Here is an 11,890-nt window from a genome sequence, read left to right on the forward strand (position 1 = left end):
CGTTTTTACATGAATCGCGAGGTGAACGGCCTTAGTTCGAGCCGCCCGTGATCAGATCGGCGCCCGGCGGCCGCACGAACTTGAAGGTCGAAGCCGGCAGCGACGGGTTCTTCTCGATGTTGGAGAACGTGAGCAGCGTCACGTTGCCGAACACATCGTGCAGTTCCATGGCTTCGAGGTTGCCGTCGCGAAAGCCGATGCCCACGCTCTTGAACTGCGTGTCCTTCGACTTCGGAATCAGCTCCAGCCAGTCGATGCCGTTCTTCACGCCCGCGTCGGAGAGCGTGAAGTTCTTGTCGAGATCGTTACTGCCGAACAGGATCGCCGCCGGGCTCGCGCCGAGCGCGCCGCCGAGCTTGCGCTCGGTCACCTGGTTCAGGTCCTTGTCGTAGACGTAGAGATTGTCGCCGTCCGACTGCAGCACTTGCTGATACGGCTTCTCATACGACCAGATGAACTTGCCGGGCCGCGCGAACACGAACGTGCCGCTCGAGGTCTTGGCGTTCATCGTGGCCGTGGCAATGGCGTCGCTGGCGTTCTTCGCGCCCGAGGGCGCCTTGAGTTCCCGCTGCACGAAGCTGCCGCGCGCAGAGTGCACCTGCGAGACGAACTGCTTCAGTTGATCGGTGCCGCTCGCATACGCCTGCGAGATCATCAGGACCGACGCGCCTAGCGCGACGAAGAGCGCGCGGCGCGCGGTGCGCGCAAAGCGGGTCGGAAGTCCAGCCGGATACTGCATCTATCGTTCTCCAAGAGGTGTGTCTTTGGCCGTCGGGTTGCCGGGGCCATGCCTGGCCGTTGCCAAAGCGCGGCGGCCCGGCGCGGCTTATTCGGCGTCGCCGCGGTTGGGCACGAGGATCTCGCGGTTGCCGCTCGACGACATCGCCGAGACGAGCCCGGACTGCTCCATCTGTTCGAGCAGCCGCGCCGCGCGGTTGTAGCCGATGCGCAAGTGCCGCTGCACGAGCGAAATCGACGCGCGGCGATTCTTGATGACCACTTCGACGGCCTGGTCGTACAGCGGATCGGACTCGTCGCCGGTGCCGCTGGTTCCCGCAGCCGTGCCCTCGTCGCCTTCGCCGCCCACCGCGCCTTCGAGAATGCCCTCGATATAGTTCGGCTCGCCCTGCTCCTTGAGCTTCTCGACGACGCGGTGCACCTCGTCGTCGGCGACGAACGCGCCGTGCACGCGCACGGGCAGACCCGAGCCCGGCGGCAGGTAGAGCATGTCGCCCATGCCGAGCAGCGACTCGGCGCCCATCTGGTCGAGAATCGTGCGCGAGTCGATTTTCGAGGAGACCTGGAAGGCCATACGCGTGGGCACGTTGGCCTTGATGAGGCCGGTGATGACGTCCACCGAAGGCCGCTGCGTCGCGAGAATCAGGTGGATGCCCGCGGCGCGCGCCTTCTGTGCGATACGCGCGATCAGCTCTTCGACCTTCTTGCCGACCACCATCATGAGGTCGGCGAGTTCGTCGATCACGACCACGATATGCGGCAGCTTCTGGCACGGTTCCGGATCGTCCGGCGTGAGGCTGAACGGGTTCGGGATCTTCTCCTCGCGCTTGTTCGCCTCTTCGATCTTGTTGTTGTAGCCGGCGAGATTGCGCACGCCCAGCTTGCTCATGAGCTTGTAGCGGCGCTCCATCTCGGCCACGGTCCAGTTCAGCGCGTTGCCGGCCTGGCGCATGTCGGTCACGACCGGGCAGAGCAGATGCGGAATGCCCTCGTAGACACTCATTTCGAGCATCTTCGGGTCGATCAGGATCATGCGGACCTGCTCGGCGCTCGCCTTGTAGAGCAGCGACAGGATCATCGCGTTGATCCCCACCGACTTGCCCGAGCCGGTCGTGCCGGCCACGAGCAGGTGAGGCATCTTCGCGAGATCGGCGCACACCGGCTTGCCGCCGATGTCCTTGCCGAGGCCCATGGTGAGCGCCGAAGGCGCGTCGGCATAGACCGCCGAGCCGAGGATTTCCGAAAGACGCACAGTCTGGCGGCGCTGGTTCGGCAGCTCCAGCGCCATGAAATTCTTGCCCGGAATCGTTTCCACCACGCGGATCGAGACGAGCGAGAGCGAACGCGCGAGGTCCTTCGCGAGGTTTACGATCTGGCTGCCCTTCACGCCCGTGGCCGGCTCGATCTCGTAGCGCGTGACGACCGGGCCCGGATACGCGGCCACCACGGCCACGTCCACGCCGAAGTCCTTGAGCTTCTTCTCGATCAGGCGCGAGGTGAATTCGAGCGTGTCGTCGGAGATGGTTTCCTGGGTGGCCGAAGCGGGGTCGAGCAGCGAGATGGCCGGCAGCGTGGAGTCGCCCGGCAGATCCTTGAAGAGGGGCACCTGGCGCTCTTTCTCCACGCGCTCGGAGCGCTGCGGCGTGACCACCGGCGGCACGATCGTGACCGGCTCGTGTTCCTCGATCTTCACGCGGCCGCGCTCGACCTTGCCTTCGCGCTTGACGGCCGCCGCCTCGCCGAGCTTGCGGTCGCGGCCCGCCTCGCGGCGCAGCCTCGCCATGGTCACGGCATTGATGATGTATTCGCCGACCTTTTCGGCAACCGAGAGCCACGAGAAGCGGAAATAGAGCGAGAGACCGATCGCGAGCGCGATCAGCAGCGCGAGCGTGCCGCCCGTGAAGCCGAGCGCGTGCGAAACGCCGCGCGCGACCGCCCCGCCCACCACGCCGCCGGGCGTCTGGGGCAGTTGCACCTTGAGCGACCACATGCGCAGCGCTTCGATGCCGCAGCTCGACAGCATGACGAGCACGAACGACAGGGCTTCGGCGACCCAGCTGATGTCGCGCGGCTTGTCGTCGTCATCGTCGGCAATCGCTTCGTGGCGCGTGATGCGCTGGTAGTTCGCCGAGATGAGGCGCCCCAGCAGCACGATCCACCAGTAGGCGGACAGGCCGAACAGCAGCAGCAGGATGTCCGAGACGCGCGCGCCGACGCGCCCCGCCCAGTTCGAGATGTGGTCGACCTGGGCCGCGTGCGTCCAGCTCGGGTCGTGGCGGCTGTAGCTGATGAGCGCCATCAGCAGGAACACGCCTAGCGCGACCTGCAGGATCCAGCGAATTTCGGTGAAAAGGCGCGACATGCGGTGAGGCAATGCCTGCGCCTGCGCGGAAAAGGGAGCTTTGGCCATTGAATCCTGGGCTGATTCTTGATGCGTTTGCGGTCCGCCAGTCTTTCCGTATGCCCGAAACCCCGGGCAGACGGGCGCGGCCGCCGTCGTCCGATCGGGCCTATTGTAAACGCGTTGTTTCGGCCCCGGCGGCCCCTCGCTGTAAATGACGGTAACTGACAACGCTGCGCGAGCGCCACAGGGCGACATCCGGCCGCGCCGTGGCGGTCGAGCCCGCGCTCCAAGGGCCGCCCGCCGGGCCCAGGCTATCGCGCCGATGAGGAAGCTTCATCGAGCGGCGAGCGCCCCCCGCCTTTATAATTGCGGGCTGATGCCCAACTACATGCGTGAGCCCCGCCGCAACGCCGGGCGGCCCGACCGGGCACCCCCGGCGGGCGCCCGAATTTACGCGCCACGCAGCGTCTTTCTACGGAATTCGATCATGTCTGCAACCAAACACGCCAAAGTCCTGATTCTCGGTTCCGGCCCCGCCGGCTACACGGCTGCCGTCTATGCGGCACGCGCGAACCTTTCGCCGCTGCTCGTCACGGGTCTCGCCCAGGGCGGCCAGCTCATGACGACGACCGACGTCGAAAACTGGCCCGCAGACCCGAACGGCGTGCAAGGCCCCGAACTGATGCAGCGTTTCCTCGAGCACGCCGAGCGCTTCAACACGGAAATCGTGTTCGATCACATCCATACGGCCAAGCTGAACGAAAAGCCCATCCGCCTGATCGGCGACTCGGGCGAGTACACCTGCGACTCGCTCGTCATCGCGACCGGCGCGTCGGCGCAATACCTCGGCCTGCCGAGCGAAGAGCTGTACATGGGCCGCGGCGTCTCGGCCTGCGCGACCTGCGACGGCTTCTTCTACCGCAACCAGCACGTCGCCGTGGTCGGCGGCGGCAACACGGCCGTCGAAGAAGCGCTGTACCTCTCGGGCATCGCGAAGAAGGTCACGGTCATTCACCGCCGCGACAAGTTCCGCGCCGAGCCGATCCTGATCGACCGCCTGCTGGAAAAGGAAAAGGAAGGCGTGGTCGAGATCAAGTGGGATCACGTGCTCGACGAAGTGAAGGGCAACGAAGGCGGCGTGAACGGCCTGCGCATCAAGAACGTGAAGACGGGCGAGACCACCGAGCTCGACCTGCAGGGCCTGTTCGTCGCGATCGGCCACAAGCCGAACACGGACATCTTCGAAGGCCAGCTCGAGATGAAGAACGGCTACATCATCACGAACGGCGGCCTGAACGGCAACGCCACCGGCACGAGCGTGCCGGGCGTGTTCGCGGCCGGCGACGTGCAGGATCACGTCTATCGCCAGGCGATCACGAGCGCGGGTACGGGCTGTATGGCCGCACTCGACGCGCAGCGCTACCTCGAGACCGTGAACGAATTGGGCCAGGCGCACGTGATGAGCGCCGAAGCCGACCGCTAAGCCGGGCAAGCGCAGCTTTACCCAGCGTTTTTCGCCATGCCCAAGAACGTGCCCCACCCGGGCGAGCCGAGGCGCCCCGCCCCGGCTCGCCCTGATCCGGCGCCCACGCCTGCTCCCGCGGCGGACGAAGCCACGCCCGCCAAGACGGCTTCCGGCTTCGCCGGCCTCGGCAGCCTGCGCGACGCGCTCAAGGTGCAAACCCGCCAGCGCGAGCGCGAACGCGTGGCCGCGCAGGCTGCGCGTGTCGAAGCCGCCGCCGACAGCGACCTGTTTCGCCGCGAGATCGGCCAGATCGCGCCGCTCAAGCAGCCTGTGCGCGCGCAGCCGCGCCGTGCAGCCCCCGTGCCGCTGCCGCTGCAAACGCGGCTCGACGAGCAGGCCGTGCTGCACGAAGCGATCTCCGACGAATTCGACCCGGAAGCGTTTCTCGACACCGACGACTCGCTGTACTACCACCGCCCCGGCGTGAGCGAAGAAGTCGTCAAGAAGCTGCGGCGCGGCACGTGGATCGTGCAGGCGCAACTCGACCTGCACGGCATGCGCCGCGAGGAAGCGCGCGAGGCGCTGCAGAACTTCATCCGTGAAGCGGGCAAGCGCGGGCTGCGCTGCGTGCGCGTGATCCACGGCAAGGGCCTGGGTTCCGTCGGCAAGGAGCCGGTGCTCAAGGGCAAGGTGCGCGCGTGGCTCGTGCAGAAGGAAGAAGTCATCGCGTTCTGCCAGGCGCGGCCGCACGACGGCGGCGCGGGCGCCGTACTCGTGCTGTTGCAGCCGCACCCGGTCGGGCACGCGCAGCATCATTCCCACGCGCCCTGACCGAACCGGTCGTCGGCGTGTCGACATGAAAAAACCCCGTTGCTGCCTGCGCAGCGAACGGGGTTTTTTATTGCGCCGGGCAAACCGGCACACGGCGATCAGGCGAGACGCTCTTCCGTCTTCGGGTCGAACAGCACGGCCTTCGAAACGTCGAACAGCAGATCCATATTGTTGAGCGGCTGCGGATTCGCGCCCGGGTGCACGCGGCTCACGATGCGCTTGCCGTTGACCTGCGCGAACACGAGCGTGTCCGGACCGGTCGGCTCGATCACGTCGACCTTCACCGAGTGGCGCTGCAGTTCGTGGCCGTGGCCGTCGTGCGAGCTGCGCGCGTCGGTGATGCGCTCCGGGCGCAGGCCCAGCACCACTTCCTGGCCGATCTGGCCGCGCAGCTTGTTCGCTTCGAACGGCAGGTTCAGCACGTTGCGCGCCACACCCGTGTCGAGTTCGATGCCGATGCCCGAGCCCTGCTCCACCAGCTTGCCGTTGATGAAGTTCATCGGCGGCGCGCCGATGAAGCCCGCCACGAACAGGTTCGACGGCGAGTCGTAGATCTCCTGCGGTGCGCCGAACTGCTGCACGATGCCGTCCTTCATGACCGCGATGCGGTCGCCGAGCGTCATTGCCTCGATCTGGTCGTGCGTCACGTAGACGATGGTCGTGCCCACGCGCTGATGCAGCAGCTTGATTTCCGAGCGCATCTCGATACGCAGCTTCGCGTCGAGGTTCGAAAGCGGCTCGTCGAACAGGAACATGACCGGATCGCGCGCGAGCGCACGGCCCATGGCCACGCGCTGGCGCTGTCCGCCCGAGAGCTGGCCCGGCTTGCGGTCGAGCAGGTGCTCGATCTGCAGCAGCTTCGACACGCGGCCGACGATCTCCGTCTGCTGGTTCTTCGGCACCTTGCGGATGTTCAGGCCGAACGAGATGTTCTCGCGCACCGTCATCGACGGATAGAGCGCGTACGACTGGAACACCATTGCGATGTCGCGATCCTTCGGCGAGAGGTTGTTCACCGTCTTGCCGTCGATCTGGATCTCGCCCTTGGTCACGGTTTCGAGACCCGCGATCATGTTGAGCAGCGTCGACTTACCGCAACCCGAACCGCCGACCAGAATCAGGAACTGGCCGTCTTCGATGTCGATGTTCACGCCCTTGAGGACGGGAACCCCGTTCGGGTAGGTCTTGTAGACGTCGCGAATGGAAAGGCTTGCCATGATGCTATGAATCCTTTTAATCGAATGCGGGTTTAACCCTTCACCGCGCCCGCCGTGAGACCGCGCACGAAGTAGCGGCCGGCGATCACGTAGACGAGCAGCGTGGGCAGCGCGGCGATGATCGCGCCGGCCATGTCGACGTTGTATTCCTTCACGCCCGTGGATGTGTTCACGAGATTGTTCAGCGCCACCGTGATCGGCATCGAATCGACGCCCGAGAACACGATACCGAACAGGAAGTCATTCCAGATCTGCGTGAATTGCCAGATCAGGCACACCATGAAGATGGGCAGCGAGATCGGCAACATGATGCGCGTGAAGATCATGAAGAAACCGGCGCCGTCGATGCGCGCGGCCTTCACGAGTTCTGCGGGCACGCTCACGTAGAAGTTGCGGAAGAACATCGTGGTGAACGCAATGCCGTACACGACGTGCACCAGCACCAGACCGCCGATCGTGTTCGACAGGCCGAGGAAGCCTTCGAGACGCGCCATCGGCAGCAGGATGGCCTGGAACGGGATGAAGCAGCCCACCAGCAGCATCGTGAAGAGCGCGTCCGCGCCGCGAAAACGCCAGTGCGTGAGCACGTAGCCGTTGAACGCGCCGATGATCGACGAGATCAGCACGGCCGGAATCACCATCTTCACCGAGTTCATGAAGAACGGCTGCATGCCGTCACAGCGCACGCCGGTACAGGCTTCGCTCCACGCCTTGATCCACGGCGCGAAGGTCGGGCTCGTCGGCAGCGAGAGCATGGTGCCCGTGTGAATCTGGTCGAGCGACTTGAACGACGTCGACAGCATCACGTAGAGCGGGAACAGGAAGTACACCGCGAACAGGATCAGCGCCGCATAGATGACCACGCGGCTAACGTTCATCTTAGGCTGCATTGCGCGTGCTCCTCGATTCCAGATACATGAGCGGCACGAGCACGGCCACGACGGTGGCGAGCATCATCATCGACGACGCTGCGCCGACGCCGAGCTGCCCGCGGTTGAACGAAAACGTGTACATGAAGATGGCCGGCAGCGACGACGACGTGCCCGGACCACCGGCCGTCAAGGCGACGACGAGGTCGAACGTCTTGATCGTGATGTGGCACAGGATCAGCAGCACGGAGAAGAACACCGGACGCATGCTCGGAATCACGATCTTGCGATAGATCGTGGGCAGCGTCGCGCCGTCCACCTGGGCCGCCTTGAAGATCTCGCTGTCGACACCGCGCAGGCCGGCCAGGAACAGCGCCATGCAAAAGCCCGTGGACTGCCACACCGCGGCGACCACGATACAGAAAATGGCCTTGTCCGGGTCGTTGAGCCAGTCGATGTGAAAGCTCGTCCAGCCGATGCTGTGCATCACCTGCTGAATGCCGAGGTCCGGATTGAAGATCCACTGCCATGCCGTGCCCGTGACGATGTACGAGAGCGCCATCGGATAGAGGAACACCGCGCGCAGCGCGCCTTCCTGACGAATCTGCTGGTCGAGCAGGATCGCGAGGAACAGCCCGAGTGCGACGCAGATCGCGATGAACGGGATGCCGAACCATCCGAGGTTCTGCGCCGACGTCCACCAGACGTCGTTGGAGAACAGCTCGCGATAGCGGTCGAGACCCGCGAATTCATAGCGTGGCATCAGTCGCGAATTGGAGAGCGACAGATAACCGGTAATGAGAATGAAGCCGTAGACGAATACGAGGCTGATCAGAATGCTGGGCGAGAGCACCAGCTTCGGGATCCAGCGGTCTGCGAGCGCCGCCATGGGCGACGCGCGGCGGGTAGCAGGCGTGGCCGCCTTGCCGTTGCCGCTAAGAGAAGCAGTCACTGCGCAACTCCTGGTACGGTGCGAAAACCGCTTTCGCACGATGATGGGGTTCAGAGGGTGAACCGTCATGCCCGGGGCGCGCCACGAATGGCGCCCCCCGTCTTACAGCACTAACCTGCTACGCTCACTTCGTCTTCGCAGCCTTCGCGAGCGCTTCCACCGCGCTCTTCGAATCCTGGGTCGAGTTCATGAACTTCGTCACGACGTCGGTGATTGCACCGGCCGTTGCGTCCGGCTGAGCCATGCCGTGAGCAAGCGACGGCACATAGCCGCCGGCCTTGATCGCGATCTGCTCATCCGCGTACGACTTCTTCGCGCATGCGTCGAACTTGCTCATGTCCACGCCGAGACGGACCGGAATCGAACCCTTGTACAGGCTGAACTGCTCCTGGAAGCCCGGGCTCATGATCGTCTTCGCGAGCGCGAGCTGGCCAGGCGTTGCTTCCTTCTGGCCCTTCTGCTGGAAGAACACGAACGAGTCGACGTTAAAAGTGTAGGCCTTTGCCGTGCCCGGCACTGCTGCGCAAACGTAGTCCGTATCCGGCTGCTTGTTCGCGTTCGCGAACTCGCCCTTGGCCCAGTCGCCCATGAACTGCATGCCGGCCTTGCCGTTGATGACCATGGCCGTGGCGAGGTTCCAGTCGCGGCCCGTGCGGCCGTTATCCATGTACGACTCGATCTTGCGGACCGTGTCGAACACGCCGACCATCTGCTGCGACGTGAGGGTCTTCTGGTCGAGGTCGACGAGTGCCTTCTTGTAGAAGTCCGCGCCCTGCGAAAGGACCACGTCTTCCCACAGCGTCAGGTCCTGCCACGGCTGGCCGCCGGCGGCGACCGGCTGGATGCCTGCAGCCTTCATCTTGTCGGCCAGCGCGAAGAATTCCGGCCACGTCGTCGGCGCCTTGCCGCCCACCTTGTCGAGCGCTGCCTTGTTGATCCACACCCAGTTCACGCGGTGCACCGAGAACGGCGCTGCCACGTAGTGGCCGTCGGCGTGCATGATCTTGTCGATCTGCGGCGGCAGATTGGCCTTCCAGTCGCCGGCGACGGAGTCGACGTTCACCAGCACGCCCTGCTCAGCCCATTCCTGGATCAGCGGACCCTTGATCTGGGCGGCCGTCGGTGCGTTGCCCGAGATCACCTGGGTCTTCAGTGCGGTCATGGCCGCCGCGCCCGCGCCACCGGCGACCGCGAAGTCCTTCCACACATAGCCCTGCTTCGTCATGTCGTCCTTGAGCACGCCGACGGCCTTCGACTCGCCGCCCGAAGTCCACCAGTGCAGCACTTCGAGGGACTCGGCCGCTTGCGCCGTGGCGACGCCACCCAACAGACCTGCTGCGCACAGGGCGCCCATGATCGCGCGGAATTTCATTGCTTATCTCCTCCAGACACCTGAACAAAAAACGATTGGCCCCTGATCGCCAGGGTGCGGTGGTTGGTCAAACAGGCAAAACAGGCAAAACACTGGACGGACGGGCGCCGGAGTGCCGCGCGCGCGTGCTTTTCATTAGATGCGCGCGGGCCGCGTGCCGGTTACCGGCCGCAGGACGCTCAAGAGATGAGTGGTTCGGAATGCAACTTGACTGTCTCCTCTTTTGATTTTCGCCGGCCACCCGGCCGGCCGAGGCGCCGCTTGCGTCACGCGGCCTTGAAGCCTCCGCACGGCGGGGAACCGGGCGCCCGGCTCACTGGCAAGCCGGGCTGAGTCCCGCGTGGTTCTCCGTTAACATGAGGGGGCATTCCGTCCGCTCGCGAAACCGCGCAAACCGCCTTGCTGGCTGCGTTCCACGCTTTTTTCATCGAATGAACGTTACCTCTTGATTTGGATTGTAGTTAAACTACAATTCAGTGTCAAAAAAAATTTTATCGGACTACGGCCGCCCGATCGCCCACACAGACGGGCACCCGTTGTACCCTGCAGCGGCCCCCCAGGACTCTGACTGAGACTCATGCAAACCCAGATCGATTCAGGTTTCACGTTCGTGCTCTTCGGCGCCACCGGCGACCTGTCGATGCGCAAGATCCTCCCCGCCCTGTATGAAGCGCACCGTTCAGGCATGCTCGCGGAGTCTGGCAGGATCGTGGGCGTCGCGCGCCACGAAGAGGATCGCGCGGCGTATATCGGGTGGGTCGACGAGCACGTCAAGCCGCATGTGAAGAAGAACGGCGGCTACGACGACAACGCGTGGGCCAGCTTCCTCGAGCGCATCGTCTACGTGAAGCTCGACCTCTCGCGCGCCGAGGACTTTACTCACTTGCGCGACGGCATCGCGTCGCTGCCCGGCATTCGCGTGTTCTATCTGGCGACGGGCCCGTCGCTGTTCGTGCCGATCTGCCGCGCGCTTGCCGCCGTGGGTCTGAACGAAAACTCGCGCATCGTGCTGGAAAAGCCGCTCGGCTATGACCTCAAGTCGTCGAACGCGATCAACGACGCCGTGGGCGAGATCTTCGCCGAAGGCCAGATCTACCGGATCGACCACTACCTCGGCAAGGAGCCGGTGCAGAACCTGCTCGCGCTGCGTTTCGGCAACGCGCTGTTCGAGCCGCTGTGGCGCCGCGAATGGGTCGAGAGCATCCAGATCACGATTGCCGAAGAACTGGGCGTCGAAGCGCGCGGCGACTTTTATGACAACACTGGCGCGCTGCGCGACATGGTGCAAAATCACCTGTTGCAGCTGCTTTCGATCGTCGCCATGGAGCCGCCGCATTCGATGGATTCGGATTCGGTGCGTGACGAAAAGCTTCGCGTGCTGCGCGCGCTCAAGCCGATCAATCCGCTCGACATCAGCAAGGTCGCCGTGCGCGGTCAGTACCATGCGGGCGTGATCCGCGGCCAGGCGGTGCCGGGCTATGCGACCGAGCATGGCGTGAAGCCCGAGAGCCATACGGAAACCTTCGTCGCGCTCAAGGTGGAGATCGAGAACTGGCGTTGGGCGGGCGTGCCCTTCTTCCTGCGCACCGGCAAGCGTCTTGCCGACCGCGTGGCCGAGATCGTCGTGAACTTCCGCCCGGTGCCGCATTCGGCGCTCGGGGCGCCGGCACTGCGCCCCGGCGCGAACCGCCTCGTGATCCGCCTGCAGCCGAACGAGAACATCCGCCTCTACTGCCTCGCGAAGCAGCCCGGCGAAGGCATGAATCTCGCGAGCGTGCATCTGGATCTCGCGTTCGACCAGTTCTTCCGCGAAGGCCAGATGGAGGCCTACCAGCGCCTGCTGCTCGACGTGATCAACGGGCGCCTCGCGCTGTTCGTGCGGCGCGACGAGCAGGAAGCGGCGTGGACGTGGGTCGAGCCGATCCTCAACGAGTGGGCGGCAACGCCCCGCGCGCCCAAGCCGTACGCGGCCGGCACATGGGGACCGGCGGCCGCCAGCGCGATGCTTGCGCAGCACGGCACCTGCTGGCTCGAAGAAGAGAATTGATGGGATTGCATGGCGGCGCGCACCGCAAGCGCGACGCCGGACCGGACAGATGAAC

At 64.7% G+C, this 11,890-nt stretch carries 9 protein-coding genes; 3 read left to right on the plus strand and 6 right to left on the minus strand.

Annotation, left to right across the window (positions count from 1 at the left end):
• Window positions 1-31 precede the first annotated feature (31 nt).
• On the minus strand, window positions 32-739 hold the full coding sequence (gene lolA / locus AB4Y35_RS16885) for an outer membrane lipoprotein chaperone LolA (protein WP_368705149.1): 708 nt from the start codon (window positions 737-739) through the stop codon (window positions 32-34).
• 87 nt (window positions 740-826) lie between these two features.
• The gene (locus AB4Y35_RS16890; RefSeq protein ID WP_368705150.1) at window positions 827-3,148 is read right to left on the minus strand and encodes a DNA translocase FtsK; all 2,322 of its coding nucleotides are present in this window, start codon (window positions 3,146-3,148) and stop codon (window positions 827-829) included.
• 421 nt (window positions 3,149-3,569) lie between these two features.
• Here AB4Y35_RS16890 and trxB point away from each other — a divergent pair, with 421 nt between their 5' ends.
• Complete coding sequence (gene trxB / locus AB4Y35_RS16895) at window positions 3,570-4,565, plus strand: thioredoxin-disulfide reductase (RefSeq protein ID WP_133185824.1); 996 nt, start codon at window positions 3,570-3,572, stop codon at window positions 4,563-4,565.
• A gap of 36 nt (window positions 4,566-4,601) precedes the next feature.
• Complete coding sequence (locus AB4Y35_RS16900) at window positions 4,602-5,378, plus strand: Smr/MutS family protein (protein WP_368705151.1); 777 nt, start codon at window positions 4,602-4,604, stop codon at window positions 5,376-5,378.
• A gap of 98 nt (window positions 5,379-5,476) precedes the next feature.
• Here the strand turns inward: AB4Y35_RS16900 and AB4Y35_RS16905 are convergent, their stop codons facing one another.
• The 4 genes from AB4Y35_RS16905 to AB4Y35_RS16920 all read right to left on the minus strand — a co-directional run bounded on the left by AB4Y35_RS16905 (window position 5,477) and on the right by AB4Y35_RS16920 (window position 9,788).
• On the minus strand, window positions 5,477-6,595 hold the full coding sequence (locus AB4Y35_RS16905; protein ID WP_368705152.1) for an ABC transporter ATP-binding protein: 1,119 nt from the start codon (window positions 6,593-6,595) through the stop codon (window positions 5,477-5,479).
• 32 nt (window positions 6,596-6,627) lie between these two features.
• Window positions 6,628-7,485 carry a carbohydrate ABC transporter permease gene (locus AB4Y35_RS16910; protein ID WP_368687724.1) on the minus strand — a complete coding sequence of 286 codons (858 nt, stop codon included), beginning with the start codon at window positions 7,483-7,485 and terminating at the stop codon, window positions 6,628-6,630.
• Window positions 7,475-8,416, minus strand: a complete 942-nt coding sequence (locus AB4Y35_RS16915; protein WP_368705153.1) for a carbohydrate ABC transporter permease — start codon at window positions 8,414-8,416, stop codon at window positions 7,475-7,477. Before AB4Y35_RS16915 ends, AB4Y35_RS16910 begins: the two co-directional genes overlap by 11 nt.
• A gap of 124 nt (window positions 8,417-8,540) precedes the next feature.
• Window positions 8,541-9,788 (minus strand): ABC transporter substrate-binding protein, encoded by a 1,248-nt coding sequence (locus AB4Y35_RS16920; RefSeq protein WP_368687722.1) that lies wholly within the window; start codon window positions 9,786-9,788, stop codon window positions 8,541-8,543.
• 577 nt (window positions 9,789-10,365) lie between these two features.
• On the opposite strand from AB4Y35_RS16920, the gene zwf reads away from it, so the two are divergent.
• Window positions 10,366-11,835, plus strand: coding sequence for a glucose-6-phosphate dehydrogenase (gene zwf / locus AB4Y35_RS16925; RefSeq protein WP_368705154.1), 1,470 nt, complete (start codon window positions 10,366-10,368; stop codon window positions 11,833-11,835).
• Window positions 11,836-11,890: the final 55 nt, after the last annotated feature.

The organism is Paraburkholderia sp. EG286A (genome assembly GCF_040965375.1).
In the GTDB taxonomy this organism is placed as follows: Bacteria; Pseudomonadota; Gammaproteobacteria; order Burkholderiales; family Burkholderiaceae; genus Paraburkholderia.

Bases quoted from the DNA above. Each gene is read 5' to 3' on its own strand.
- lolA (WP_368705149.1), bottom strand. From the start codon at position 739: ATGCAGTATCCGGCTGGACTTCCGACCCGCTTTGCGCGCACCGCGCGC.
- AB4Y35_RS16890 (WP_368705150.1), bottom strand. From the start codon at position 3,148: ATGGCCAAAGCTCCCTTTTCCGCGCAGGCGCAGGCATTGCCTCACCGC.
- trxB (WP_133185824.1), top strand. From the start codon at position 3,570: ATGTCTGCAACCAAACACGCCAAAGTCCTGATTCTCGGTTCCGGCCCC.
- AB4Y35_RS16900 (WP_368705151.1), top strand. From the start codon at position 4,602: ATGCCCAAGAACGTGCCCCACCCGGGCGAGCCGAGGCGCCCCGCCCCG.
- AB4Y35_RS16905 (WP_368705152.1), bottom strand. From the start codon at position 6,595: ATGGCAAGCCTTTCCATTCGCGACGTCTACAAGACCTACCCGAACGGG.
- AB4Y35_RS16910 (WP_368687724.1), bottom strand. From the start codon at position 7,485: ATGCAGCCTAAGATGAACGTTAGCCGCGTGGTCATCTATGCGGCGCTG.
- AB4Y35_RS16920 (WP_368687722.1), bottom strand. From the start codon at position 9,788: ATGAAATTCCGCGCGATCATGGGCGCCCTGTGCGCAGCAGGTCTGTTG.
- zwf (WP_368705154.1), top strand. From the start codon at position 10,366: ATGCAAACCCAGATCGATTCAGGTTTCACGTTCGTGCTCTTCGGCGCC.